The sequence below is a fragment of the Holophagales bacterium genome (assembly GCA_016719485.1).
Lineage (GTDB): Bacteria > Acidobacteriota > Thermoanaerobaculia > UBA5066 > UBA5066 > UBA5066.
In genome coordinates this window covers 1-26,063 of sequence record JADJZB010000024.1, presented here as the reverse complement: position 1 = coordinate 26,063, position 26,063 = coordinate 1, and the positions used below count along the sequence as shown (strand labels likewise).

The 26,063-nt window shown below is 70.6% G+C and carries 20 protein-coding genes and 5 pseudogenes; 15 read left to right on the top strand and 10 right to left on the bottom strand.

Annotated elements, in window-relative coordinates:
* Positions 1 to 84 precede the first annotated feature (84 nt).
* Genes IPN03_17180 through IPN03_17170 form a run of 3 tightly spaced genes read left to right on the top strand, consistent with a single transcriptional unit; the run spans position 85 to position 4,952 of the window.
* Positions 85 to 2,004 (top strand): type IIA DNA topoisomerase subunit B, encoded by a 1,920-nt coding sequence (locus IPN03_17180; protein ID MBK9375401.1) that lies wholly within the window; start codon positions 85 to 87, stop codon positions 2,002 to 2,004.
* Between the two features lie 18 nt (positions 2,005 to 2,022).
* Positions 2,023 to 3,174 carry a hypothetical protein gene (locus IPN03_17175; GenBank protein MBK9375400.1) on the top strand — a complete coding sequence of 384 codons (1,152 nt, stop codon included), beginning with the start codon at positions 2,023 to 2,025 and terminating at the stop codon, positions 3,172 to 3,174.
* Positions 3,159 to 4,952 carry a glycosyltransferase family 39 protein gene (locus tag IPN03_17170; protein ID MBK9375399.1) on the top strand — a complete coding sequence of 598 codons (1,794 nt, stop codon included), beginning with the start codon at positions 3,159 to 3,161 and terminating at the stop codon, positions 4,950 to 4,952. The genes IPN03_17175 and IPN03_17170 overlap by 16 nt, the downstream gene beginning before the upstream one ends.
* Before the next feature lie 8 nt (positions 4,953 to 4,960).
* On the opposite strand, the pseudogene IPN03_17165 reads toward IPN03_17170, so the two are convergent.
* Positions 4,961 to 6,878: pseudogene (locus IPN03_17165) on the bottom strand (CocE/NonD family hydrolase).
* A gap of 86 nt (positions 6,879 to 6,964) precedes the next feature.
* Between IPN03_17165 and IPN03_17160 the strand changes: the two are divergent.
* Entirely contained in the window at positions 6,965 to 8,764 is a 1,800-nt protein-coding gene (locus IPN03_17160) for a M2 family metallopeptidase (GenBank protein ID MBK9375398.1), read from the top strand.
* A gap of 1 nt (position 8,765) precedes the next feature.
* The gene (locus tag IPN03_17155; protein MBK9375397.1) at positions 8,766 to 9,167 is read left to right on the top strand and encodes a PaaI family thioesterase; all 402 of its coding nucleotides are present in this window, start codon (positions 8,766 to 8,768) and stop codon (positions 9,165 to 9,167) included.
* Between the two features lie 713 nt (positions 9,168 to 9,880).
* On the opposite strand, the pseudogene IPN03_17150 reads toward IPN03_17155, so the two are convergent.
* From IPN03_17150 to IPN03_17135, 4 genes and pseudogenes are all read right to left on the bottom strand, one after another.
* Positions 9,881 to 11,012 (bottom strand): annotated as a pseudogene (locus tag IPN03_17150) (methionine adenosyltransferase).
* 89 nt (positions 11,013 to 11,101) lie between these two features.
* Complete coding sequence (locus IPN03_17145) at positions 11,102 to 11,815, bottom strand: hypothetical protein (protein ID MBK9375396.1); 714 nt, start codon at positions 11,813 to 11,815, stop codon at positions 11,102 to 11,104.
* Positions 11,740 to 12,351 carry a hypothetical protein gene (locus IPN03_17140; GenBank protein MBK9375395.1) on the bottom strand — a complete coding sequence of 204 codons (612 nt, stop codon included), beginning with the start codon at positions 12,349 to 12,351 and terminating at the stop codon, positions 11,740 to 11,742. The genes IPN03_17145 and IPN03_17140 overlap by 76 nt, the downstream gene beginning before the upstream one ends.
* Positions 12,348 to 12,893 carry a DUF350 domain-containing protein gene (locus IPN03_17135; GenBank protein ID MBK9375394.1) on the bottom strand — a complete coding sequence of 182 codons (546 nt, stop codon included), beginning with the start codon at positions 12,891 to 12,893 and terminating at the stop codon, positions 12,348 to 12,350. The genes IPN03_17140 and IPN03_17135 overlap by 4 nt, the downstream gene beginning before the upstream one ends.
* A gap of 233 nt (positions 12,894 to 13,126) precedes the next feature.
* Between IPN03_17135 and IPN03_17130 the strand changes: the two genes are divergently transcribed.
* A complete protein-coding gene (locus IPN03_17130; GenBank protein ID MBK9375393.1) occupies positions 13,127 to 14,428 on the top strand; it encodes an insulinase family protein in 1,302 nt (433 codons plus the stop codon).
* 10 nt (positions 14,429 to 14,438) lie between these two features.
* Positions 14,439 to 15,851, top strand: coding sequence for an insulinase family protein (locus IPN03_17125; protein ID MBK9375392.1), 1,413 nt, complete (start codon positions 14,439 to 14,441; stop codon positions 15,849 to 15,851).
* A gap of 153 nt (positions 15,852 to 16,004) precedes the next feature.
* On the opposite strand, the pseudogene IPN03_17120 reads toward IPN03_17125, so the two are convergent.
* The 3 genes and pseudogenes from IPN03_17120 to IPN03_17110 form a co-directional block, all read right to left on the bottom strand.
* A pseudogene (locus IPN03_17120) lies at positions 16,005 to 16,397 on the bottom strand (GNAT family N-acetyltransferase).
* Positions 16,398 to 16,432: 35 nt separating this feature from the next.
* Positions 16,433 to 17,038: an alpha/beta fold hydrolase gene (locus IPN03_17115; GenBank protein ID MBK9375391.1), complete on the bottom strand. Its 606-nt coding sequence runs from the start codon at positions 17,036 to 17,038 to the stop codon at positions 16,433 to 16,435.
* Positions 17,005 to 17,244 (bottom strand): hypothetical protein, encoded by a 240-nt coding sequence (locus tag IPN03_17110; GenBank protein ID MBK9375390.1) that lies wholly within the window; start codon positions 17,242 to 17,244, stop codon positions 17,005 to 17,007. The genes IPN03_17115 and IPN03_17110 overlap by 34 nt, the downstream gene beginning before the upstream one ends.
* Before the next feature lie 85 nt (positions 17,245 to 17,329).
* On the opposite strand from IPN03_17110, the gene IPN03_17105 reads away from it, so the two are divergent.
* From IPN03_17105 to IPN03_17070, 8 genes and pseudogenes are all read left to right on the top strand, one after another.
* Positions 17,330 to 17,851, top strand: coding sequence for a hypothetical protein (locus IPN03_17105; protein MBK9375389.1), 522 nt, complete (start codon positions 17,330 to 17,332; stop codon positions 17,849 to 17,851).
* 26 nt (positions 17,852 to 17,877) lie between these two features.
* Positions 17,878 to 18,438 carry a hypothetical protein gene (locus tag IPN03_17100; protein MBK9375388.1) on the top strand — a complete coding sequence of 187 codons (561 nt, stop codon included), beginning with the start codon at positions 17,878 to 17,880 and terminating at the stop codon, positions 18,436 to 18,438.
* A 72-nt stretch (positions 18,439 to 18,510) separates the two neighbouring features.
* The gene (locus IPN03_17095) at positions 18,511 to 19,263 is read left to right on the top strand and encodes a hypothetical protein (protein MBK9375387.1); all 753 of its coding nucleotides are present in this window, start codon (positions 18,511 to 18,513) and stop codon (positions 19,261 to 19,263) included.
* A gap of 161 nt (positions 19,264 to 19,424) precedes the next feature.
* Entirely contained in the window at positions 19,425 to 19,856 is a 432-nt protein-coding gene (locus tag IPN03_17090) for a hypothetical protein (GenBank protein ID MBK9375386.1), read from the top strand.
* 107 nt (positions 19,857 to 19,963) lie between these two features.
* On the top strand, positions 19,964 to 20,590 hold the full coding sequence (pssA, locus tag IPN03_17085; GenBank protein MBK9375385.1) for a CDP-diacylglycerol--serine O-phosphatidyltransferase: 627 nt from the start codon (positions 19,964 to 19,966) through the stop codon (positions 20,588 to 20,590).
* Positions 20,591 to 20,774: 184 nt separating this feature from the next.
* Positions 20,775 to 21,092: pseudogene (locus IPN03_17080) on the top strand (GAF domain-containing protein).
* Positions 21,093 to 21,535: 443 nt separating this feature from the next.
* The gene (locus IPN03_17075) at positions 21,536 to 21,850 is read left to right on the top strand and encodes a serine/threonine-protein phosphatase (GenBank protein ID MBK9375384.1); all 315 of its coding nucleotides are present in this window, start codon (positions 21,536 to 21,538) and stop codon (positions 21,848 to 21,850) included.
* 136 nt (positions 21,851 to 21,986) lie between these two features.
* Positions 21,987 to 23,963: an EAL domain-containing protein gene (locus IPN03_17070; GenBank protein ID MBK9375383.1), complete on the top strand. Its 1,977-nt coding sequence runs from the start codon at positions 21,987 to 21,989 to the stop codon at positions 23,961 to 23,963.
* Here the strand turns inward: IPN03_17070 and IPN03_17065 are convergent.
* Positions 23,926 to 24,093, bottom strand: a complete 168-nt coding sequence (locus IPN03_17065) for a hypothetical protein (protein MBK9375382.1) — start codon at positions 24,091 to 24,093, stop codon at positions 23,926 to 23,928. The two genes, IPN03_17070 and IPN03_17065, sit on opposite strands and share 38 nt — an antisense overlap.
* A pseudogene (locus IPN03_17060) lies at positions 24,090 to 25,544 on the bottom strand (FAD-dependent oxidoreductase). The gene IPN03_17065 and the pseudogene IPN03_17060 overlap by 4 nt, the downstream one beginning before the upstream one ends.
* Positions 25,545 to 26,063: the final 519 nt, after the last annotated feature.

Sequence of the window (26,063 nt, the reverse complement as noted above, 5' to 3'; positions counted from 1 at the left end):
GCCGCGGGCCTGCGCCCGGCCGCGCTCGGCCGGAGGCGCCTCATTTGACGGGCCGGTCGGCGGTCGGTACCGTCGGATGCCCGCATGGCCTCCACCACCTACACCGCCGCCGACATCACCGTCCTCGAGGGGCTCGAGCCGGTTCGCAAGCGCCCTGGCATGTACATCGGCGGGGTCGATTCCAGGGGGCTTCACCACCTCGTCTGGGAGATCGTCGACAACGCCGTCGACGAGGTCATCAACGGCTACGCCACGCGGATCGAGGTCCGCCTCTTCGCCGACGGGCGCGAGGTGGAGATCTCGGACAACGGCCGTGGCATCCCGGTCGACGTCCACCCGAAGTACAAGAAGCCCGCCCTCGAGCTGATCCTGACGACGCTCCACGCGGGAGGGAAGTTCGAGCAGGGCAACTACGTCCACTCCGGCGGCCTCCACGGCGTCGGGTCGTCGGTCGTCTGCGGCCTTTCGTCCGAGATGACGGTCCACGTCCGCCGCGACGGCAACGAGTGGCGGCAGACGTACGGGCAGGGGAAGGCGACCTCGAGGCTGACGAAGGTCTCCACGGAGAAGGTGCGCGGCAGCGGGACGACCGTCCGTTTCCGCCCCGACGCGGAGATCTTCGGGAAGCTCTCCTTCGACGCGGACGAGATCCGCGACCGGCTCGAGGCGAAGACCTACCTCCACCGCGGCCTGCGCGTCGTCTTCGTCGACGAGACGCAGAAGCCCGCCGTCCGCGAGGAGTTCGCCCACGACGGCGGTCTCGCCGACTACCTGCTGAAGGTCGTCGCCGAGCGGGCGAAGACCCCGACCCACGCCAGCGGCTTCGTCCTCGTCCGCGACGCCGAACCGCGCCTCGAGCTCTCCCTGCAGTGGACCGAGTCGACCGACGAGCACTTCCGCTCCTGGGTCAACGGCATCCCGACCTCCTCGGGCGGGACGCAGGAGAGCGGCCTGAAGGCGGGCATCGTCAAGGCCGTCCGGAATCACCTCGGCACGCACGCGCTCCTCCCAAAGGGGGTCACCCCTTCGGCGGAGGACATCCGCGAAGGGCTCGTGGCGCTCCTCTCCGTCTACGTCCTCGAGCCGCAGTTCCAGGGGCAGACGAAGGAGCGGCTCAACAACCCCGAGGTCGCCGCGCAGGTCGACGGCGCGGTGCGGCCGGCCCTCGAGAACTGGCTGAACGAGAATCCCTCCGTCGCCGAGCAGATCGTCGGCCGGATCGTCATGGCGACGAAGGCCCGCGAGGCCTCGCGCGCCGCGGCCCAGCAGGTCACGCGCAAGACGGCGATCTCGCACCGCCTGAACCTCCCCGGCAAGCTCGCCGACTGCTCCTCGACCGACCCCGCCGAGTCGGAGCTCTTCATCGTCGAGGGGGACTCGGCCGGCGGCTCGGCCAAGCAGGGGCGCGACCGCCAGACGCAGGCGATCCTCCCGCTTCGCGGCAAGGTGCTCAACGCCGAGCAGGCGAACTCGGCGAAGGTGGCGGGAAACAAGGAGCTCACCGACATCGTCTCGGCCCTCGGCTGCGGCAGCGGCGGCGACTTCGACATTTCGAAGCTCCGGTACGGCAAGGTCTTTCTCCTGATGGACGCCGACGCCGACGGCCACCACATCTCGACGCTCCTCCTCACCTTCTTCTGGAGGCACCTCCCGAAGCTGATCCTCGAAGGGCACGTCTACCTCGCCCAGCCGCCGCTCTACCGGATCGACGCAGGGAAGGAGACGTACTGGGCGCTCGACGAGCGCGAGCGCGACGCCGTCTTCGCGAAGCTCCCGAAGAACGTGAAGCCCGAGGTGATGCGCTTCAAGGGCCTCGGCGAGATGATGCCCGAGCAGCTGAAGGCGACGACCCTCGACCCGCGCCGCCGGCGCGCGCTGAAGGTGACCGTTCCCGACGTCCTCGAAGCCGAGCGGACGTTCACCGACCTCATGGGAAAGGACCCGGGAGCCCGATACCGCTTCATCACGGAGCGTGCACGTGAAGCCGACTCTCTGGACGTCTGAGAACGGCGGAGGCGTCCGGTGATTCAGGCGGCGCCCGGCATTCCCGGTGCGGCCTCCATGAAGGCCCTCTTCCAGCGCTACCGCGCCGAGATCCTCCTCGTCTTCCTCACCGTCGGGGGTTCGCTCCTCGTCTACCTTCCGTTCTGGAATGCGATGGGGACGGTCTACCGGGCCTGGGACGGGCCGAACTACCTGACGGTCGCCAGGACCGGCTACCAGATCCCCGACGGCTACGCGCTCCTCGGATACGTCTACGTCAAGTCGTACTACCTCGTCCACCTCCCGGGCTATCCCGCTCTCATCCGTCTCTTCTCCTTCCTCGGCTACCAGCACGCGATGCTCTTCGTCTCGATGCTCTGCAGCGCCGGGGCCGCCATCCTCTTCTACCGGCTTTGCAGGGATACCTGGCACCTCCCGCAACCCCTGTTCCTGGCCACCGTCTTCCTCTTCTTCCCGCCGCGCTGGCTCTACTTCCGGAGCACCGGCTCGACGGAGGCCACGTACCTCCTCTTCACGCTCGCGGCGATCACCCTCTTCGAGAAGGACAGGGTCGGGTGGGCCTCGGTCATGGCGGCGCTCGCGACGATCACGCGGGTTCCCGGCCTCCTCATCGCGGCGGCTTTCGGCCTGATCCTCCTGCAGCGGAAGCAGTGGCGCTCGCTCCCGTGGCTCCTCCTGCCGCCGGCCGTCCTGTCCGGCTACTTCCTCTTCTGCTGGAGCCAGACCGGGAACTTCTTCCAGTACCTGGCGGGGCACGGCGACAAGGCCGGCTCCTTCCGCCCGTTCGGTTTCATGCCGCGCCTCTTCGAGCTCGGGGCGATCCACCAGGTCGAGTACTTCATCCTCCTGGCGTTCGTCTACGGCATCGGCATCTCGCGCATCCGGAAGCTCGAGACGATCTTCGTCTACTCGGCGCTCCAGTTCCTCCTCCACGTCAACGTCTCCACCGAGGAGTGGCCGCGTTACTGGCTCGTCATGGCCCCGTTCGCGCTCGTCGTCGGATTCCACGACATCTGGGAGACGCGGGAGGCGAAGTGGCTCTTCGCGATCCCGGTCGTCATGGGATTCGTCTACTGCTGGGGCGCGATCCCTCTCAACGGGGTGCTGCCGGACTACTGGAAGCTGGCTCTCGCCCAGCTCGGCCTCTTCCACGAGTGGACGCCTCCCTGACACCGCCCCGCCGCCCGCGTGGCGGACGCGCCCTGCGGCTCCTCCTCGAGGCGCTCGCGGTGACGGCTCTGGCCGTCGTCTCCTTGCTGGCCGTCTGGTCCCATCAGCGAGACGACTCCCCGACGTCCGACGAGGCCATCCACCTCTTCTCGGGAGCGGAGGCGCTCGAAGACGGCTTCGGCTGGCTCAACCCCGAGCACCCGCCGCTCCTGAAGCTGGCGGGAGCGTTCGCACTGCGGCCGCTCGGCCTGCGAACCCCTTGCGAGATCACCCCGTGCACCTCCTCGCCGTTCGGTGGCTATTCGCAGTGGCTCTACGGCAACCGGGCTCCCGCCCACGCGATCGTCGCCGCGGGACGCCGCCCGTTTCCATGGCTTCTCGCCGCCCTCGTCGTCGCGATGCACCTCTGCGTCCGGCCGCACGCCGGTCCCGTCGCGGCCCTCCTCGCGACGGGACTCGTCGCCTTCGACCCGACTTTCGTCGCGCACGCGGCCTACGTCCACACCGACGTCGGCGCGGCGCTCGCGTTCCTCCTCGTCACGGCCCTTTGCGCGCGGGCGGCGGCGGGTACGACCCTCTGGCGCTGGCTCGTCCTCGGCCTCGCGCTCGGCCTCGCCCTCGTCACGAAGTTCTCGACGGTCCTCCTCGTCCCGGTCGTCGTCGCCGCCGGACTCTCCGGCTTCCTCCGTCGGCGCGAGGAGTCCGAAGTCCCGGGACGGTCCCGGGTCGTCACGCGCGACCGCGCCATCGGCGCCCTCCTCGCCCTCGGCATCGCGGCGCTCGTCGTCCAGGGCGTGTACGGTGCGGTCCTGCGGCGCATGTCGCCCGAGCTCGCGGAGGCCTCGATCCGTTCGTACCTCCAGGGGCGCCCCGCGCGTCCGGACGAGGTCGAGCGCTACGCGGCCCTCGCGAGGATCGCCCCGCCGCTCGGGCACTACGTGGCCGGGGCCCGGGGGGTCGCGCTCCTGAGCGAGAGAGGGCGCGGCGCGAACTTCTTCCGCGGCGAAGTCTCGGAGCGGGGTTTCCCCCTCTACTTCCCCGCGGTCCTCCTCCTGAAGTCGACGCCGGCGTTCCTGGCGATCCTCGTGTGCGCGCTCCCGCTCGGCATCCTCCGGATCCGCAGCGGCGGGCCCCTGCCGGCCGCGAGCCATGCGCTCGCCGTCCTCGTTGCGCTCGGCCTTTCGGCCGTGCTTCTCGTGGTCGCGACGCGCTCGACGTTCAACATCGGAGCCCGCCACGTCCTGCCGGTCTGGACGCTCCTCGTCTTCGCGGGGACCGTCGTCTTCGGCCGGGGCCTCGCCGGCAGGCCCGGGCTCCGCGCGGCGGCGGCCGCCGTCCTCGTCGGTTCCGCCGGGGCTTCACTCCTGTCCGCGGGCCCCTCGCCCATCGCGTACTTCAACGGCCTCGCCGGGGGCGCCGCGGGCGGGCGCGCGTGGTTCTCCGACTCGAACGTCGACTGGGGTCAGGACCTCTACCGGCTGCACGTCTACCTGCAGGAGCGCGGCTGGGAGGAGACGACGACGATCGTCGCCTTCGGGGGCGTCGCCACGAACTACTACTCCCGGACGGCCCGCCTGCTCGACCCCGAGAAGAGCATCGCGCCGGGGCGCTACGCCGTCTCGCACATGATGGAGACGCTCGGTACCCGGTTCACGAGGGAGTTCGAGGGCGAGGCCGCGGCGCGCCAGGTGGACGAGCTCCTGAAGGCGCTGAAGGCGCGCGGCAGGAGGATCGCCCTCGTGGGCGGGTCGATCACGATCTGGGAGCTGCCGGGGTAGCGATCGTCTCAGGGCCTCTCGTCCGGAAGGACCGGCAGGACGAGGTGGGAGGGGGAGGCGGTTCCCTGGTGGATGCGCTGCGTGGCCGGCCGGAAGTCGGCTTCCGTCGCCTCGCGGATGTTCACGAACGTCTGCGGGTTCCGGTCGACGAGCGGGAACCAGCTGCTCTGCACCTGGACCATGATCCGGTGCCCGCGCCGGAACGTGTGCAGGACGTCGGGCATGGTGAAAGCCACCGTCTCCACCTTCCCCGGCGTGAACGGCTCGGGCGCCTCGAGGCTCTTGCGGAATCGGCCGCGGAACGGCTCGCCCCGCACGAGCTGCTGGTTCCCTCCCAGCTTCGAGCGGGCCGGCTTCTCGTCCCACGCGTTGCGGAGGGTCCACTCCCAGGGCTCGACCGGCACGTCGTCGGGCCAGACGTCGATCAGCTTCACGACCCAGTCGGCGTCGGTCCCCGTCGTCGAGACGGAGAGGTGGACGCCGATCGGACCGGCGACGGTGACGTCGCCGTCGAGCGGGGGCGTCTGCCAGACGGCGACGTCGGGCCGCCGCGCGGCGAAGCGCTGGTCGGCCGTCATGTAGTCGGCGTTCATCCCGATGTCGATCGACTCGAGGTACGGGACGGGCTTCGCGGGGTCGCTCACCCACTCGGCGACGGCCGACGTCCCGGCCGCCGGCGCCTCCGTCGAGAGCCTTCCTCCGGAGCCCAGCCGGTACGCCGTCGGCGTCACGTCCTTCGGCGGCCAGGTGTCGAAGGCGCGCCAGCGGTTGCGGCCCGTCTCGAATACGGTCGCCTCGGGAAGCTTCGGGTCCGCGGCGCCCTTGAGGTGGTGCAGGAAGAACGGGAGCTCGATCTCCTCGCGGTATCTCAGCGACGTCTTCTGCCCGAACGTGACGCGCCCGTGCGCATCTCCGTCGCTGCGCGCCCATCCGCCGTGCCACCACGGGCCCATGACGAGGCGGTTGCTCGCGCCGGGGCTCTGCCGCTCGATCGCCCCGTACGTCTCGAGCGCGCCGAAGGCGTCCTCGGCGTCGTACCAGCCCCCGACGGTCAGGACCGCGGGCCGGATCCCCTTGAGGTGCGGCCTCGTGTTCCGCGCCTTCCAGAAGCCGTCGTACGCCTCGTGGGCCATCAGGTCGTCCCAGAAGCGGACGTCCTTCATGTGAACGCCCAGGTTCTTCACGGGGCCCGCGTCGAGGAAGAAGCGGTAGCCGTCGAACGTCCCGTGGTCGAACCGCGGTGGCCACTTCGTCGTCGGCTCGGGGCGGGTCTGGCCGAACCGGTTGTAGAAATTGAACGAAGCCGCGAGGAAGAACGCCCCGTTGTGGTGGAAGTCGTCCCCCTCGAACCAGTCGGCGATGGGGGCCTGCGGCGAGACGGCGACGAGGGCCGGGTGCGCGTCGATCGCGGCCATCGCGGCGTAGAAGCCGGGGTAGGAGATCCCCCAGACGCCGACCTTCCCGTTGTTGTGGGCCACGTTCTTCACGAGCCAGTCGATCGTGTCGAACGCGTCGCTCGACTCGTCGAACTCCTTCGGCTCCTTCCTCGGGGCGGAATGGCCGCACGTCGACGAACGTCCCCTCGGACATCATCCGGCCGCGGACGTCCTGGAGCGCGAAGATGAACTTCTCCCGCGCCGCGGCCTCCGAGGGTCCGAGCGAGTCGGGGTAGGCGTCGATTCCGTAGGGCGCGACGGAATAGGGCGTCCGGATCATCAGGATCGGGTAGCGCTTCGCCGGCCCCGCGTCCTTCGGGACGTAGACCGCGGTGAAGAGCCTGGTCCCGTCGCGCATCGGGACGAGGTGCTCGTGCTTCGTGTACGCCTCCCGGATGAAGGCCGCAAGCGGAGCCTGCGGCTCTCCGGCCCGGGCCTGCAGGGCGAGGAGGGAGAAGGCGGCGACCGGGACGAGGGCACGAAGTTCCATCGGCGGACCTCCCCGCGGGAAGCGTTTCCCCGACGTTAGCAGGAGGACGGCCCCGTGGGATGATCCCCGGTCGGAGTGACCGAGTCATGCAGAAAACCCGCCTCCTTCCCCTCCTCGCCCTGTCCCTCGCGTTCGTCCCGATGACCGCGACCGCAGAGGCTCCGACCGCCGCCGACGCGAAGGCCTTCGTCGAGAAGGCCGAAGAGAAGCTCCTCGCCGCCTCGATCGCCGCCGAGCGCGCGAACTGGGTCGCCTCGAACTTCATCACCGAGGACACCGAGCTCATCGCCGCCGAGGGAAACCAGCGCCGGATGGAGCTGGCCGCCGGCCTCGCCAAGGAGGCGACCCGCTTCGACGGCCTCGCCCTCGACGCCGACGTCGCCCGCAAGCTCGCGCTCCTCAAGCTCTCGCTCACGCTCGCCGCCCCCGCCGACCCGAAGAAGAGCGAGGAGCTGGCCCGCATCGCCGCCGGCATGGAGGCGGCCTACGGTCGCGGCAAGTGGACGCCTCCCGGAGGAGAGCCGCTCGACCTCGAGGAAATCTCGCGCCGGATGGCGACGAGCCGCGACCCGAAGGAGCTGGCCGCGCTCTGGGCCGGCTGGCACTCCATCGCCGCCCCGCTGCGCAAGGACTACGTCCGCTACGTCGAGCTCGGCAACGCCGGGGCGAAGGAGCTCGGCTTCGCCGACATGGGCGCCATGTGGCGGTCGAAGTACGACATGCCGCCGGACGCCTACGCGAAGGAGCTCGACCGCCTCTGGGAGCAGGTGAAGCCCCTCTACACCTCGCTCCACGCGTACGTCCGGATGAAGCTGCGCGAGACCTACGGCAAGGACGTCGTCCCCGAGAAGGGGCCGATCCCGGCGCACCTCCTCGGGAACATGTGGGCCCAGCAGTGGGGCAGCCTCTACCCGATCCTCGCCCCGAAGGACGCCGACCCGGGCTACGACCTCACGAAGATCCTCGTCGAGAAGAAGACCGACGCGAAGCAGATGGTTCGCTACGGCGAGGGCTTCTTCACGTCGCTCGGGATGGCGCCCCTCCCGAAGTCCTTCTGGGAGCGTTCCCTCTTCACCCGCCCGCGCGACCGCGAGGTCGTCTGCCACGCGAGCGCCTGGTGCATCGACTGGGTCGACGACCTGCGGCTGAAGATGTGCATCGAGATCAACGCGGAGGACTTCGCCACCGTCCACCACGAGCTCGGGCACAACGTCTACCAGCGCGCCTACAACCGCCAGCCCGTCCTCTTTCGCGACAGCGCCAACGACGGCTTCCACGAGGCGATCGGCGACACGGTCGCCCTCTCGCTCACTCCGGAGTACCTCGTCAAGCTCGGTCTCCTCCCGAAGACGCCTCCTCCCGGCAAGGACGTCGGTTACCTCCTGAACATGGCGCTCGAGAAGATCGCGTTCCTCCCGTTCGGCCTCCTCATCGACAAGTGGCGCTGGCAGGCCTTCTCGGGCGAGGTCCCCGAGGCGCGCTGGAACCAGGCGTGGTGGGACCTGAAGCTGAAGTACCAGGGCGTCACCCCGCCGGTGGCGCGCACCGAGGCCGACTTCGACCCGGCCGCCAAGTACCACATCGCCTCGGGCACTCCCTACTCGCGCTACTTCCTCGCGCACGTGCTCCAGTTCCAGATGCACCGCGCTCTCGCGAAGACGGCCGGCTGCACCACGCCGATCCACACCTGCTCGATCTACGGGAACAAGGAAGCGGGAGCCCGGCTGATCAAGATGCTCGAGATGGGGCAGAGCAAGCCGTGGCCCGACGCCCTCGAGGCCGTGACCGGCCAGAGGCAGATGGACGCCACCGCGATCCTCGACTACTTCGCGCCGCTCCAGAAGTGGCTCGACGAGCAGACGAAGGGCGTCCCGAAGGGCTGGTGAGATGACGGCGCCGAGGATCCCGCCGCCGACCTACGAGTACCTCAACGCCGAGCTGCTCGAGCAGGGTTCGGGCCGGGTCCGTTGCCGCTTCCGTCCGACGGAAGAGATGACGAACCCGCTCGGCGCGGTCCAGGGCGGGATCCTCGCCGCGTTCTTCGACGACACGATGGGCCCCGCGATCTACTCCATCTCGGAAGGTCGCGGGTTCACCACCGTCAGCCTGAACGTCTCGTACCTGCGCGCCGCCCGCCCCGGCGAGCCGCTCCTCTGCGAGGCCGTCGTCGTGAAGCACGGCCGCAGCCAGGCCTACGTCGAGGCGACCCTCACCCGCGAGAGCGGCGGAGAGATCGTCGCCCGCGCCACCGCCGTCAACCTCTTCCTCGACCCGGCGAAGAAGGGGTAGCCCCGGAGAGACCGGGAGACCGAGAGAGACCGGGAGACCGGGAGAGTCCAGCTTCACCATCTCGTCGATTCCTCGGGGGGCCGCGTGCGGGGCGGTACGTCTCACGGCCGCCTGCTGCGCTCCGCCGACCCGCTTCCGAGCTCGCTGCGGCCGGGCGGGGGGCCCGCGCGAACTCCTCGCTTCGCTCGTCAGACACGCGCGCGGGCCTGATCCCCGCCCGGTCCTCGCGAACTCGAGCGGGTCCCCGGCGGTGCTCGGGGGCGGCTCGCGAGACGCACCGCCCCTCCCGCGGCCGGCGAGCTTTGAGCCCCGCAGGGGCCCCGATGAGGGGGGGCCGGGGGGGTCTGGTCTACGCTCTACACTCTGCGCAGGCAACGGGAGGTCCCTGTCCAGCGACGCTCCTCTGCCCGGAGCTAAAATAGAAAATCAAGACCTGACCCCTTTGGCCTGCCCGTTGCTTTGCCCCGGGGTCCTGAGCGGGCGGGAGGGGTGTCCCGCGAGCGCCGTCCGAGCACCTGCGGGGCCCGCACGGTTCCGCGAGCAGGCCGCCGGCGGCGCCCCCCCGGGCGCGGCGGACCGATGCGGGTCGCGCGCGGAGGAGGCGCCGTGGGACGCCCCTCCCTGCTCCGCGATTCGCGTCCGGCCCCCGTCCCGGTGGCCGGTCTCCTCCCGGTCTCCCGGTCTCCCGGTCTTTCCTCCGGGCTCGCCGGTTCCTATTCCTCCCAGGGGAGGCCGGGCTTGCCGAAGTGGCCGTAGTTCGTCGTCGAGCGGTAGATGGGGCGCCGCAGGTTCAGCCGTTCGCAGATCGCGGCGGGACGGAAGTCGAACGACGAGACGAGCGCCGCGGCGGCCTTCGCGTCTCCGGTGCCGAAGGTCTCCACCGCCACCGACATCGGCTTCGCTTCGCCGATCGCGTACGAGACCTGGATCTCGGCGCGCCGGGCGATGCCCTGCTTCACGACCTGCCGGGCGGCCCAGCGGCAGAAGTAGGCGCCGCTGCGGTCGACCTTCGAGGGGTCCTTGCCGCTCCAGGCGCCGCCGCCGTGGCGGGCCGCGCCGCCGTAGCTGTCGACGATGATCTTGCGGCCCGTCACGCCCGCGTCGGCCGAGGGGCCGCCGAGGACGAAGGAGCCGGACGGATTCGCGTGGAAGCGGATTCCGGGGCGCATCCAGCCGTCGAGCGCCTTCGGCGCGAGCTTCGTCGCGACCCACGCCTCGATCTCCTCGCGCCAGACGCCCTCGGGGTGCGAGGTCGAGATGAGGACCGTCTCCACGCGGGCCGGATTGCCTCCCTCGTAGGCGATCGTCACCTGCGACTTGCCGTCGGGGCGGAGCCACGGCACGTCGCCGGCGCGCCGCGCCTCGGCGAGGCCGAGCGTGAGGCGGTGGGCGAGGACGATCGGCAGCGGGAGCAGCTCGGGCGTCTCGTTGGTCGCGTAGCCGAACATGATTCCCTGGTCGCCGGCGCCCTGGTCCTTCTTCTTCGCGTCGGTCGCCTTCGTCACGGCGCCGCCGATCTCCTTCGACTGGCGCGTGAGGAAGTTCAGGACCTTCACGCCGCTGGCGTGGAACGGCTCGGACGGGTCGACGTAGCCGATCCTCTCGATCGCCTCGCGGACGATCTCCTCGTACGGTGCGCCTCTTCAGGCCGGCCTTCGAGGTGATCTCCCCGGCGAGGACGACGCGGCCTCCCTTGCAGAGCACCTCGCAGGCGACCCGGGCGTACGGGTCGGGCCCGATGTTCGCGTCCAGGATCGCGTCGGCGATGAGGTCGCACACCTTGTCGGGGTGGCCCTCGGTCACGGATTCTGAGGTCAGCAGGAAGTCGAGGCTTTCGGTGCTCATTTGCGCCGTCCTTTCGCCTGAAGTCGTCCACGCCTCGATCGCGCATGGGTCCCGATCGGGAGATCGGGCCGGCCTTGCCACCGCAGGGACTACGGTCTGGCGGGCGGGTCGTCGAGCCGGTGCTCTCTCCGCCACTCTTCATGCCGGCAGCCCGAAGCGCAGGGCTGCCAGTTGCTCAAAGAACCGCGCGGCCGCGCCGCGCGCGGCGGGATGGTAGCAGAGAGGGTGGACGGAGGGGGAGGGTCAGGCGGGCTCGATGAGGACGTACTCGAAGCTGCCCTTTCACGTCGATCTCGCCCCGGGGCGAGCTTGCCGGGCCCGGCGACCTCGCAGAGGACGAACGTCCGGTTCCCCACGCGCACCGTCTGCTCGCCCGGCAGCGCCGTGGCCTCCACGCCGACGAGGGCGTGGCCCGGGACGACGATGAAGACGAGGTGCGAGGGGAGGCGCCGCCACATCGAGGCGAACGCGACGGCCTTGGAGTCGCAGTCGCCGCGGCCCGATACGAGGACGTCCGTCGGGACCCTCAGCCCCAGGGTCTGCCGGCCCTCCTCCTCGTCCGGGGGTATCTCGTAGCCGAGCTCCTGGTAGAAGGCGAGAAGGAGGCCCATGAACTGCCTCACGTTCGAGCCGCGGCCCGAAGCGGCGAGCGCGCGGTAGCAGTCGGAGAGCGGCGCGGTTCCGTCGCGGATCAGCCGCTCGTAGTCGATCGACAGGGTTCTCTCCTTCAGGAGCAGTCCGCGTCGCTTGTAGATCGCCGCGTGGATCCGGTCGTCGTGGCCGGGAGCTCGCGGTCGAGCCACGCCTTCAGTTCCTCGATGCCCGCAAGCGCACGCGCCCTTTCGGTCTCCTCCAGCCCCGCGGGAAGGTTCCACGACCAGCGGTGGCCGCCGGCGCCGTAGAACTCGATCCGGAACCAGGAGCCGAGGCGGCGGGCGGCGACCTCCGCGTCCACGAGCCGGGCGAGCTCGGCGTTCAGCTCCGCGTACACGGCCTCGGGCTCGTACCCGAACCCGGCCCGCTCGGCCGCGTGGGCCTCGCGGTCCACGAGGCAGGAGACGCGGTGCGTGCGGCCGTGGTAGTCGATGAACCCGAACGTCAGGCGGTAACGCCGATCCGTCTCTGCGCGGGAGAACTCGCGCAGCGCCCCCGGGTTCGACTTCCAGCTCTCGGGCAGCGTTTCGGGGTCGGGCGCCGGGCCGGGCGCGTCGGTTTCGGCCATCTCGCGGGGTCTTTCGAGAAGGGAGAGCCCGCCCGCCACCAGCCAGGCCATCACGAGGACCGCGAGGCCGGCGAAACAGCCGCAGCCGCGGCCCGGACGCGAGGGGCTCCGGCTCAAGGCAGCGTCAGGACGCCGCGCGAGCCGAAGGGGACGAGGGACCGCGCGAGGTCTTCCATCCCTTCGTTCAGGACGGCGGTGATCGCGAGGAGGACGAAGGCGTGGAAGATCGCGACCGCCACGTTGTCGCGGCGGATCTCGCCGTGCTCGTCGAGCCCGCGGGTCATGCGCGTGAAGAGGAACGCCGCGAGCGCCGTCGACCCGAACGCCACGAGCGTCAGCAGCGCCACGACCCCCCCGCAGCGCAGTGCGGTGACCATCGCCTCGCGGACCGTCGGCGGCTCGAGGAAAAGCTCGCGCACCATCACCATCACCGGGTTCACCGCGTGGCGCAGGAGCACGGCCTGGCTCAGGAGAATCGCGCCGAGGGAGATGGCGATGGAGCGGTGCCCGCCCCGGAGCAGCCCCTCCTCGTCCACCTCCCGGGTGATGAAGGCGTTCGCGCGGTAGACGACGAAGACGAGCAGGGCCGCCGTCACGACGGCCACGCCGTACGCGACCATCCCCGCCGCGACGACCGCGAGGTCGAATCGGGCATTCATCGAGCGTCCTCCGAGTGGCTCAAACCTACCACGCAGGGGATTCCCGCTTCCCGGAAACCTCGCGCGCTCCGGCCCGTAGTCGTCTAACGTGCCCACCTCATGCAAGGAGGAACGATGAGCCCCCGTTCCCGCAGCCTCTCCCGGGCCGCCGCAGGCGTCTCCCTGGCCCTCGCCCTCTCCGCTCCCGCCGCCCTTCCGCCGCTCCGGCCCCCGCCGAAAGGCGCGGGTGGCGCATTCCGACGGCCGTGAGGACCCTCCCGAACGGCCTCACCGTCGTCGTCTCGGAAGACCACTCCACCCCGACCTTCGGCCTCTGCATCGCCTACCGGATCGGGTTCCGCCTCGAGCCGAAGGGGCGAACCGGCTTCGCCCACCTCTTCGAGCACATGATGTTCCAGGGGACGCCGAACGCCCCGAAGGGGACGTACGACAGGGTCATCGAGGGGGGCGGCGGGATCAACAACGGGTCGACCCGCTACGACTACACGAACTACATCGTCAGCGCCCCGGTCTCGGCGCTCGAGGCGGTCCTCTGGCTCGAGGCCGACCGGATGAAGACGCTCGACTTCTCCGAGAAGAACCTCGCGAACCAGAAGGAGGTCGTCAAGGAGGAGATCCGCGTCAACGTCCAGAACAGGCCCTACGGCCTCTTCTTCTGGACCGACGTCGCCGGCACCGCCTTCGACCGGTGGGAGAACGCCCACGACGGCTACGGATCCTTCGCCGACCTCGACGCCGCCAGGGTCGCCGACGTGAAGGGCTTCTTCGAGAGCTACTACGGCCCGAACAACGCCGTCCTGGCGATCGTCGGCGACATCACGCCCGACGAGGCCTTCGCGAAGGTCGAGAAGTACTTCGGCGCTCTCCCGGCCCGCCCGGCGCCCCCGAAGCCCGACGTGAGCGAGAAGGCGAACACGAAGGAACGGACCCTCTCGCAGACCGACGCCCTCGCGAACGTCCCGGCCGTCGCGGTCGGCTGGAAGATGCCCGCCCGCGGCACGAAGGACGACATCCCTGCGGCCGTCCTGGGGAACCTCCTCGCCGGGGGCGAGGCCTCGCGCCTCTACCAGGGGCTCGTCAAGGGCAGGGAGCTCCTGCTCGGCATCGAGGGAGGCCACAACTGGCCTCTCGACGACGCCTTCACGTACGAGGGGCCCACGCTCCTCTCCCTCTTCGGCCTCTACAAGCCCGACACCACCGCGAAGGAGGTCGTCGCCGCCATCGACGCCGAGATCGCCGCCATCGCGAAGGGCTCGGTCGGCGCCGCCGAGCTCGAACGGACGAAGACGAAGATGGTCTCCGACCTCTACGGCCAGCTCGAGCTGCCGCTCGACCGCTCCGTCGTCCTCTGCCTCGCGCAGCTCTTCGACGGCAACGCGGCCACCGTGAACGACCTCCCCGGACGGATCGCCGCGGTCACGAGCGCCGACCTCGCCCGCGTCGCCTCCACGTACCTCACGGCCGCCAACCGCACCGTCGTCGACCGGCGGCCCGCGCCGGCGAAACCGTCCGAGGCCGCGCCGGCGGGGAAGTGAGGAGAACGCCGTGAAGAAGCAGAACGTCGTCCTCGTCCTCGCCGCCGCCCTCCTCGCCCCCGCCGCCTTCGGCGCCGAGCCGCCGCCGCTCCCGAAGGACTTTCCCGGCTACGGCGCCGACCGGCCGCTCCCCGTTCCCGCCATCTCGAAGTCGACCCTTCCGAACGGCCTGACGGTCTGGCTCGTGAAGCGCCCCGGCTTCCCGAAGGTCTCGGCCGTCCTCGCCGTCCGCGGCGGCTCGGCCGTCGACCCCGCCGGGATGGAGGGCATCTCGGACCTCCTCGCCGTCACGCTCAAGGAAGGGACGGCGAAGAAGACCTCGCGCCAGATCGCCGAGGAGCTGCAGGGCCTCGGAGGCGACCTCGGCGTCTCGGCGGGCGCCGACGCCATCACCCTGCGCGCCAGCGCCCTCGCGACCGGCACCCCCCGTCTCCTCGACCTCCTCGCCGCGGTCGCGCTCGCCCCCGCCTTCCCACCGGCCGAGGTCGAGCTTGCGAAGGAGAACGCCCTGCAGGAGCTGGAAGCCGCCGAAGCGACTCCCGATTTCCTCGCGTCGAAGGCCTTCGCGAAGGCCGTCTACGGCAGCCACCCGTACCACGTCGTGACGGCGACCCGCGAGACCATCGCGAAGACGACGCCCGCGCTCCTGGGTGCCGAGCACGCGCGCCGCTTCCGCCCCGACCAGGCGCTCCTCGTCGTCGCGGGAGACCTCGACGAATCCGTCGTGAAGGCCTCCATCGTCCGCGCCTTCGGGGCGTGGAAGAGCGCCGGCGCCCCGCTGCCGCCAGTGCCTGCGTCGCCTCCCGCCCGAGGCCGCGAGTTCCTTCTCGTCGACCGTCCCGGATCGGTCCAGTCGACCGTCGTCTCCGGCCGGCCCGGCCCGGCCGTCTCGGATGCCGACTGGTACGACGTCCTCGTCGCGAACACCGTCTACGCCGACGCCTTCGGCAGCCGCCTCGTCAAGAACATCCGCGAGGAGAAGGGCTACACCTATTCCCCCTCGGGCGACTTCTCTACGCGCCGCGCCGGGAGCCTTCTCGAGATGCAGGCCGACGTCCGCAACGACGTCACCGCGGCGACGCTCCTCGAGGTCTTCTACGAGCTCGACCGGATGGCCGCCACGAAGCCGACGGCCGACGAGCTCGCGGGGGCGAAGCGCTACCAGGGCGGGCTCTACCTCATCCGCAACCAGCTCCAGGGCGCGGTCGCGGGAACCCTCGCCCGCAACTGGGTCAACGGCCTCCCGCCCGAGGCCCTCGCCGACTTCGTGCCGAAGGTGAACGCCGTCACGGCCGAGGGCGTGCAGGCCGCGGGCAGGAAGCACTTCCTCTCGAGCACCCAGACCGTTGTCGTCGTCGGCGACGCCAAGGAGGTCCGCTCCCAGCTCGAGCTCTACGGGGCGGTGAAGGAGATCAAGCCGTAGCCGGCCTGACGGTTTCACGGCATGCGGGGTATGATCCGTTCTCCGTGTTGAAACACGGAAGACGGAACTGACCCCGTTTGCCCTACCCTTCTTCACGCGAGCCTCTTGCCCATCAGCAGCTCCGGAGTACCCGTCGACGACGTAGTCGGGCAGCTCGCCCACCAGGCGGTACCCATGCTTTTCGTACAGCGCGCGGGCACGGGTGTTGAACGACGACACGCAAAGGAAGACGTAGCGCGCCTTCGGGTAGCGGGCTTCGGTCGCATCGAGGAGCGCCTTGCCCACGCCGCGCCCGCGTTCCTCTTCCGCCACGGCCACGCTCGCGACGTACGGCGACCCGGCCACGCCGCGCGGGTGAATCCGGATGAACCCGCACGGCGCTCCGCCCCGCCGCGCCACGAGGACGAGGTAGCCGGGGTCGAGAGCCGCGGGAAGGAGGACGTCGAGCCCGCGCCTCAGCGTGATCCACGGCTCGCTCGCGGCCATCAGCCGCGCGCACCACTCCCGTTCGTCCGCCGTCGCCTCGCCGATCTCGATCTCGTCCATCGGGCAAGTTTGCTCGGGAGCGCGGAGCGCCGCAATCAGGGAGTGCGGGAGGCGGCCCCGCGGAAGAACCCTGTCACCTCGCGCGCCGTCTCCTCGAACCGCTCGAGGGGAAAGCAGTGCCCGGCCCCGGGGAGGAGGACGAGCCGCGCGCCGGGGATCGCTTCGACGATCCGGCGCGAGTTCTCCACCGGCACGAGCTGGTCGGCGTCTCCCGTGAGGGCGAGCGTCGGGACGCGGATCTCCCCGAGCCGGGTCGTCGCGTCCCAGACCGTCACCGCGGCCAGCTGCTGCGCGAGGACGCGCGGGCTCACACGGCCTGTGGCCTCGACCCATGCCCCGAATCGCGCCAGGTCGCTTCCGGCCAGCTCCTTCGAGACGAGGGCGCCGGCGATGAGCCGGTGCGAGCCCATCCGCGACAGCGCTCCTCCGGCAATCAGCTCTGCCATCACGGAAAGCGGCGCCTTCCGGCTCTCCCTGTATCCCGCGAACGTCGCGCCGAGCGCGAGCGCACTCACGTGGCCCGGGTGCCGGAGCGCCAGCTCGAGCGCGATCATCCCGCCCATCGAGATCCCGAAGACGGAGGCGGGCCGGGCTCCGGCGGCTTCCATCACCGCCGCGGCGTCGTCGGCGAGGTCGCCCATCCCGAACGGCCGCAGCGGCGCCGTCGACCCGCCGCCCCGCGGTTGTCGAAGACGACGACGCGGAACTCCTGCGCCAGCCGCTCCGGCAGCGGCCCCCATGCCCGCGCCGAGAAGCTCATCCCCATGACGAGGAGCAGCGGCGGCGCGTTGGCGCGCCCGAGCGTCTCGTACGAGAGGTGGTGGGTTCCGCGATCGGCGAACGGCATCGGACTGTGGCCGGAGTGTGCGCCCGCTCGGGCCGGAAGGAGCGGCGGTTCGCGGGAGTGACGAGGGCATCGTAGACTTTCGCCGATGCCCACCGAGGTGCCGATGAATCGTTCCCGGCGCTCAGTCCTTGCGGGCCCCGCCGTTGCGGCGCGCGCCCTCTTCTCCCTCCTCGTCCTCGTCGCTCTCGCCGCCCCGGGCCCGCCCCTCGCCGCAGAGGAGACGTTCCGCATCGTCGTCGACTCCGTCTCCGACGCGCGCACGCGCACCGCCGCCAACGACACGAGCGGACGGCTCACGCTCATGCCGAGGCTCGACGGAGAAGGGCTCGCGGACGCGAAGGCCTACCGCATCCGCGTGACCGCGGCAGCGGACGACACGGGGCGCGACCTCCTTCCGGAGGAGCTCGCGACCGCTTCCTGGGAAGAGAACCCGGCGGGAGAGGGCCTCTGGATTCACCTCGCGAACCCGGCCCGCGGCGCCACGGCCGTGACCGTCACGGGCACGGTCGATCTCTGGATGCCGAAGCGCGATCCCAGGCGCCCCACTCCGACGAAGAAGTCCGTCGTCTCCGTGCCGTTCGCGCTGAAGGGCGTTCCCCTCCCGTGATGCGGGCTTGCCGAGGTTCCGCCGCCATGACGTCCTGTCCGGTCCGCGTCGTGCTCGCCCTCCTCCTCGCCGCCGTCGCAGCGTCCACGGCCGGCTGCGGCCTCCCGGAGAAAGCCCGCGCGCTCGTGTCGCCCCGACCCTCGCCGACCGTCGTATCCACGCCTTTGCCCACGCCGCTTCCCGTGCCCCCGCTGAAGATGGAGTTCGTCCGGATCCGCGAGGACCGCGTGCGGGGCAGCGCCGGCACCGCGCTCTGCGAGATCGACATCGAGCTCGTCGGCGCAAAACGGAGCGAGGTGGAGCGGGCCCGCGTCGTCGTCCTCACCGCCGTCGACGACCTCGGCGCGAACCTCGTCCTCGAGAACGCCGCCTCGGTGGCGGCACGGCCGTTGAAGGCCGAGGACCCCGAAGCGCCCGTCGTCCTCCCGGTCCCGCTGAAGCTCGCCGCGCGCTCGGCGACCTCCCTCCGCGAGGTCTCGGGCGAGATCGAGCTCTTCGTTCCGGGCGGCGATCCGGCGGCCGCCGCGAGCGACCCGCGGTACCTGCGCCGCTACCGCTTCGTCCTGAAGGACGTGCCGCTGCCGTAACGCCCCGGAAGGCGCAAGCGGCGCCGGCCCCGACCCGGAATCCGAAACCGTTCGCCCGGCGGAAAAGGGGGCGTGAACCGAAACGCCGTCCTCGCCGTCTCCGTGCTCCTCGTCGCCGGCTCAATCGCCGCCGCCCCCGCCGCGGCCGAGGACCGCTTCCGCCTCGAGCTCGAAGGGGGAGCCGCCTGGCAGCTGCGCAACGACTTCGCCGTCCCGGGAGACACCGGCACACGCCTCTCCCTCGACGACGCGACCGACGGCCCCTTCGCCGCTTTCCGCGGCACGCTCTGGGCCGACATCTCCCGGCGCAGCTCCATCCGGCTCCTGGCAGCGCCCCTTCGCACGACGGCCTCCCTCACGCCCGACACCCCCGTCGATTTCAACGGAACCACCTTCCCCGGTGGCCAGCCGCTCGACGTCACCTACGTCTTCGACTCCTATCGCCTCTCGTACGTCTACCGCTTCAAGCATTCCGGCCCCGTCTCCTTTCGCGCGGGACTCACCGCCAAGATCCGCGACGCGAAGATCGAGCTGGACGGATCGGGCCTTCGGAACGCGAAGACGAATACCGGCTTCGTGCCGCTCCTCTACGGCGGCGTCCGCTGGCAGATGACCGACGCCCTCGCGCTCGACCTCGACGTCGACGCCGCCGCGGCCAGCCAGGGCCGCGCCGAAGACGTCGCCCTCCGCCGGGAGGCGAAAGTCTCTCCGAAGGTCGACCTCTTCGTCGGCGCGCGCACGCTCGAGGGAGGCGCCGACAACGACGAGGTGTACAGCTTCGCCTGGTTCGCGTACGCCATCGGAGGAGTCTCGATACGGTTCTGAGGAGCCCGGAAAGGCTTACAATCCCAAGTGCCGCCGGAGCCGCCGACATCCTCTCCGGCAGCCTTGTCCGCCGCGGTCGCCGATGGTCTCGCCGGCTCCCCTCGGCTCCCGGGCGAACAGGCCCTCCCACCGGCCGAGCCGGACACCTCGGGAGGTGCATCGTGAAGCGTAACCATTTCCGCTCGTTCGCCATCCTCGTCGGGCTGCTCCTCTGCGGAGGCGCCTGCTACGGCGTCCTGCATCTCTGGGAACAGCCGGCCGACGCCTACTGGACCGCTGCGGCCGTGTCACCGACCCTTGCCACCGTGTCCGACCGTGTCGAGGTCTTCGTCGCCAACGAGCCGATCCTGAAGGCGGCGGGGGAGGGCCGGCTCGTCCTCAAGCAGAAGACGGCCGACGTGCCCGTCGTCGCAGACAACCTCGTCGCCCGCGTGAACAACTACGAACGGGCCCGCCTCTCGCGAATCCCGACGCTGCTCGGCCTCGCCGCCGCCGCCGGGGCTGGGCTGGTCCTCTTTCTCATCGGCCTCTTCGCGCCTCTCATCGGCGCTCTCGTCCCGCCCGAGATCATCGACCTCCACCTGCCGGGCTGAGGCGCGACGAACAACCGGGCCGAACAGCCCGGCCGGGGATGCGTTCCGAATCCCTTATCCTCGCCGGGCCTGCGACCGCAGGCCGGCGGGGACGGGGGATGCCTTCGATGACGACCGCGACACCGCGCAAGCACTTCTCGATGATCCGGGAGTTCCACCTGGCGGACTGGTTCACGCTCGCGAATGCCGTCTGCGGCGTCGGCGCGATCTTCTCCGTCATGACCTACCTGGAAACGGCCGACGTCCGGCACGTCTATTGGGCCAGCGCGCTCGTCTTCGCCGCACTGGTATTCGACGTCCTCGACGGCCGCATCGCCCGGTGGCGGCAGACGTCGTCGCCCATGGGCCAGGAGCTCGACTCGCTCGCCGACGTCATCTCCTTCGGCGTGGCCCCCGCGATCATCGCGTACGGCTGTGGCATGCAGGGGCTCTACGACCGCATCGTCCTGGTCTGCTTCGTCGCCTGCGGCGTCTCGCGCCTCGCCCGGTACAACGTCACCGCCGAGGCCCTGTCCGAGGGAACGGGCAAGGTGAAGTACTTCGAAGGGACGCCGATCCCCACCTCCATCCTCCTCGTCCTGCTCCTGGCGTTCGCCGCGAGGTCCGGCGCCGTGGGGCAGGACCTCTGGTTCGGCGTCGTCCAGCCGGGCGGCTTCGACCTTCATCCCCTGGTCCTCGTTTTCGCAATCTCGGGCTCGCTGATGGTCAGCAGGATCCGGATCCCCAAGCCGTGACGAGGGCCTCCGCGGCCGCCGATCGCCTCGAGCTCGAGCGGCTCCGCGTCCTCGTCGAGGCGTCGAAGCTGATCAACTCCTCGATCGAGCCGACGGTCCTCTTCTCCACGATCGTGACGCTGGCCAGGGAGAAGCTCGGCGTCGAGCGGGGACGCTCTTCTTCGTCGACGAGGCGACGCAGGAGATCTGGGCCCGGATCCCGATGGAGGGCGACGTCTCCGAGATCCGACTCCCGATGGGGAAGGGGATCGCCGGGACCGTCGCGGCGACCGGAGAGACGATCGTCGTGGCCGACGCGTGGGCGGACCCGCGGTTCGACGCGTCGGTGGACCGCCGGTCGGGCTTCCGGACGCGGTCGATCCTCTGCGTTCCGATCCGGAACCGCGGCGGGCGCATCGTCGGCGTCCTCCAGCTCCTGAACAAGCGCGAGGGCGGGTTCGGCGCATCGGACCTCGAGTTCCTCGAGCTCGTCTCCGGGCACGTCGCCATCGGGATGGAGAACGCTACGCTGCACCTGAGCCTCCTCGAGAAGGACCGGATGCAGCGGGAGCTCGCGCTCGGGAAGGAGATCCAGAAGCGCCTCCTGCCGGAGCCGCCGCGGGGGATTCCCGGGACCGAGATCGCCGCGACGAGCGTGCCCTGCTTCGAGGTGAGCGGCGACGCGTACGACTTCCTCGAGCTTCCGTCCGGCGACCTCGGCCTCGCCATCGCCGACGTCTCGGGGAAGGGCGTGGCGGCGGCCCTCGTCATGTCCAGCCTGCAGGCGGCCCTTCGCGTCGCCGCGCCGCTCGACGAGAGCCCCGTCCGGCTGACGGCGCGCCTCGACACGCTGATCCGCGAGCTGGCGGGGGGACGGAAGTACGTCACGTTCTTCTTCGGCTGCTACAGCCCGGCGACGGGGCGCCTGCGCTACGTCAACGCGGGGCACAACCCGCCGCTGATGTTGTGCGACGGCCAGGTGACACCCTCGGGAGCACGGGTGTTCCGGTCGGTCTCCTCCCGAACGGGGTGTGGAGGGAGGCGAAGGTTGTCCTGGCGCCGGGTGCTTCGATCGTCTTCTACACGGACGGCCTGACCGAGGCCACCGCGCCGGACGACGAGGAATTCGGGGGCGAGCGCCTCTCGTCGCTCGCGACGTCGCTCGCGGCGCTGCCGGCCCCCGAGCTGGCGGCCGGGATCCTCGCCGGAGTCACCGCGTTCGAGGCGGGCTCGCATCCGGCCGACGACAAGACGCTCGTGGTGTTGCGCCGCGAAGGCTGAGGCGAGGCGCCGGCCGGGGCAGAAGAAAGGGGCCGGCCGGTCGCGGCGATATGATTCCAGCGAGAAGCGGGAGAGCTGGCCGGACGGACGCGGCGCCTTGGAGCCGGAAACCGTCGGCTCGCGGGGGGAGGGCTCGATGTACAGGCCCACCACCGATGAGGGCGAGAAGGGCGGGGAGCGTGACGCGACGCCGATCGGAGGGATCCTCGGCGACCTGATCGCGGCGAAGGCCGATCTCGAGGCGCGCAACGAGGCGCTGCAGCTCGTGAACGAGCTCACCTGGCGGCTCCAGAGGCGGCTCGACGTGGAGGCGATCGCGGCGGAGACCGTGGACCTGCTGGCCCGCCACAGCCAGGCGCCGCTCGTGGCCTTCTACCTCCTCGAAGGTGAAGAGGGGCCCCTGCGGATGGTGAAGGGGCACGGGTTCAACGAGCGGGAGATGCAGCTGGGAGCCGTGCTGCCGCTGCTGGGGAGCGCGAGCGGGCTCGCGGTGCGGGAACGACGGATCGTGACGGTGCGGCAGGGGACCATCGACGAGGGCCATGCCCATCCGGTCGTGACGGCGCTCGCGGAACGGGGTCTCTCGACCGGCCTCTGTATCCCGCTCTCCCACGGGGGCTCGCCTCTCGGCACCGTGAACCTCATCTTCCCGGCCCACCGCGAGCTCCGCCCGCTCGAGGTCGACACGTTCCACGGGATCGCCCGTGCCGTCTCCCTCGCGCTGGCGAACGCCCGGCTCGTCGCCGATCTCGAGCACCTCGCCTTCCACGACCTGCTCACCGGGCTCCCGAACCGGGCCGGGTTCCACAGGAGGTTCACGCGCCTCGCGGAGAGGGGCGAAGGAAGCTCTCAGGTCGGGCTCATCCTGCTCGACCTCGACCGCTTTCGCGAGATCAACGACACCCTCGGCCATACCGTGGGAGACGAGCTTCTCGTCCAGGTCGTCTCGCGACTCGTCCACGGCACCGACGGCCTGCGGAACGACGTCTTCCGCCTGGGGGGCGACGAGTTCGGCATCGTGGTTCCGGGGGCCGGGAGCCTGGCCGAGGTCGACGCCGCGGCGCGCCGCATCATCAGGGCCCTCTCGCAGCCTCTCCGGGTGGGCGGCATGGGGCTCGAGATCGGAGCGAGCGCCGGCGTCGCTCTTTCCCCCGAGCAGGGGTGCGACAGCCACGAGCTCCTCCGCAGCGCGGACGTGGCGCTCCACAGGGCCAAAAGGGCCCCCGGAAGCGTGGCCTGCTATGCACGCGAGCTGTACGAGCACACGCCGGAGCGCCTCGCCATGCTGTCGGACCTGGGACGAGCGATCCGCGAGGGGGAGCTCGTCCTTCACTTCCAGCCGAAGGTGGCGCTGCAGTACGGCTTCATCGAGGGGTTCGAGGCGCTCGTCAGGTGGCGGCACCCGCGGCTGGGACTCCTCGCGCCGGGGAGGTTCGTGCCGTTCGCAGAGGCGACGGACGTGATGTTGCCTCTGACCAGCTGGGTGGTGAAGAACGCCCTCGAGCAGCTGACGTTCTGGAACCGGCATCTGCCGCGCCTGACGATGGCGATCAACCTCTCCATGCGGAACCTCCTCGACCGGAGCTGCCCCGACGCGATCGCGGGAATCGTTCGGGAAGCGGGCGTCGACCCGGCTGTCGTGGAGTTCGAGCTGACCGAGACGGCGATCATGGCCGACCCGGAGACGGCAATGACGGCCCTCGCCCGCATCACGGCGTCGGGGGCGCGGCTCGCCATCGACGACTTCGGCACCGGGTACTCCTCGCTCTCCTACCTGAAGCGCCTGCCGGTGGACGTCCTCAAGATCGACCGCTCCTTCATCGCCGACATGACGACCGGGTCGCGGAGCCGTGCGATCGTGCAGTCGACCGTGCAGCTCGCGCACAGCCTCGACCTCGGCGTCGTGGCGGAGGGCATCGAGGAACGCGACAGCGCGCGCGCGTTGCGCGAGATGAAGTGCGATCTCGCGCAAGGCTTCTACTTCGCCCAGCCAGAGCCCGCGGAGATCGCCGGCCGCCACATCGCGTCGGGGATGCCTGGACGGTGCCGGTGTAGGAGTGCCCTGGCCCGGGCCGTCAGTGCTTGCGGACCATCCTCAGGATCTTCACGTTGATGACGGCGAACCGGAAGAGCTGCCAGAGGAGGTTCGTCCGCATCCTCTTCGTGAACGCGGTCGGGACGGGCGGGTAGTAGGTCTGCTCGAAGGGGGTCCTCGAATCGGCGGGGGGCTTCGTCGCGCTCATTCCGGCACCATCGCCCAGAGGGGTTCGCCTTGGCCTTGTAGAGAACCGAAGTGGAGGAGGTGCTTGATCCAGTGCCCGGCGAGGCCGATCTCGCCGAAGGTCCAGCCGAGGTCGCGCCCGGTGTCGGGGTACTTCCTGAAATCGGGGACGATGGGGAAGAGCGTCATAGAGACGGCGGTCCCGCGGAAGACACCCGCGCCGGCCGAGGCGATGCAGGCCGCGCCCATGTGGGCGAGAGACGCCTGGCGCGTCGGGGTCGTGGCGGTTCCCTTGATCATGTCGACGATGTTGAAGGCGACCTCTCGGGCCATGACCCCGGTGGGCATTCCCGTGCGGGGGGGCGTGGGGAAGATGGGCGTCCCCTTCGGGCTCGTCATCGGCTTGGAGATGGCGTGCGGCGGCGCGAAGGCGATGCCGACGGCGAAGACGTTCGGGTACTTCGGAGACTGGTAGGTCCGGGGCCAGTCGTCGGGGGACCACTCCTCGTAGGGCTTCTTCGCGTAGTCGCCGTCGACGAGCATGAAGCCGCTCGGGGCGAAGACGGTCGGAGTGATGTCGGCGCCCGAGCTGTCGAACGCTTTGAGCCCGACGCCGGAGAACGGCGGAAGGAGCATCGCGAAGTCGAACTTCAGCGAGCGTTCGTCGCCGTCGAGGGTCTCGTACGAGGCCTCGCCCGGAGCGACCTCCTTCACGCCGGCGCGGGTGATCCACTCGATGCCGCGCTCGGTGTAGAGCGACTCGGTGAAGACGCGGCTGTGGGTGACGTAGCCGCCCCGCCGGATGAACATGCCGCCCATCCCGAAGTCGCCCAGCTCGTGCTCGTTCGAGATCCAGACGACCCGGGCCTTGTCGCGGACGCCGCGCCGGCGGAGCTCGAACTCGACGTTGAAGATGTACTCGAACGCCGCCCCTGGCAGGTGCAGTTGCCGTGGCCGGGTGCCGACGAGGAGCGTCTGCGCTTCTCCCCGCCTTCATCCGGGCGACCGATTCGTCGAACGCCTTCGACGGCGTGCGCGGCGTGGTCGAAGGTGCAGACGGAGACGCTGTTCCTCTGGGGCCAGGCCCGGCGTGGCGGCGAAGTTGAGCTTGGGGCCGGTGGCGTTGACGAGCCAGTCGTAGGGGACCCGCTCCTCCTGGCCCGCTTTCCCGGCCTCGGTGAGCTCGACCCTCACGTAGGGCCTGCCGGCGTCGCCGTCCCCTTCGGGGTGAACGCTGACGGCCCTGCCCTGCACGAAGGCGATCCCGGTCTTCTCGTACACGGGACGCAGCGGAAAGGTGACCTGCTCGGGCGTCATCACCCCCACGCCGACCCAGATGTTCGAGGGGATCCAGTTCCACTTGCTGTTGGGAGAGACGACGACGACCTCGTGGTCGCGGCCGAGCTTGCGCCGGGCGTGCAGGGCCGCCGTCTGCCCCGCGATCCCGGCCCCGAGGATGACGAGTCGGGCCATGACACTTCCCTCCGCCTGCCGAGAATATCCCCGGACGTGGGCGTCCGGCATCGCCATTTCGCAGGGAGACGAGGTGAAGCCGTGACGCCGTGACGCGCGGTCCGGAGGCGGCCCCCGAGTCCGTCCAGGCCGCGAAAGCTCCCGCGGGCAGCTCCCGCCGGCACTGCGGCGCCTGACCCATACTCCGCCGGGTATGCGGAGACCCGCGTTCGTCGCCGTCGTCGCCGAGAAGCCGTCCGTCGCCCGGGACGTGGCGGCCGTGCTCGGCGCGACGAAGCGGGGGGCGGGGTGCCTCGTGGAGCGGAGCACGTGACCTGGGCGATCGGGCATCTCGTCGCGCTCGCCGGGAGCCGGGGCAGATGCATCCCTGGCGTGGCAGAGCTGGAGGCGCGACCGGCTGCCGATCCTCCCGCAGGTCAGGCCCTCGTCGTCCAGGACCGGTGAAGGACCAGTTCGAGGCGGTGAAGAAGGTGCTCGCCGACCCGCGCGTGACGGAGGCGGCGTCTGCGCGACGGACGC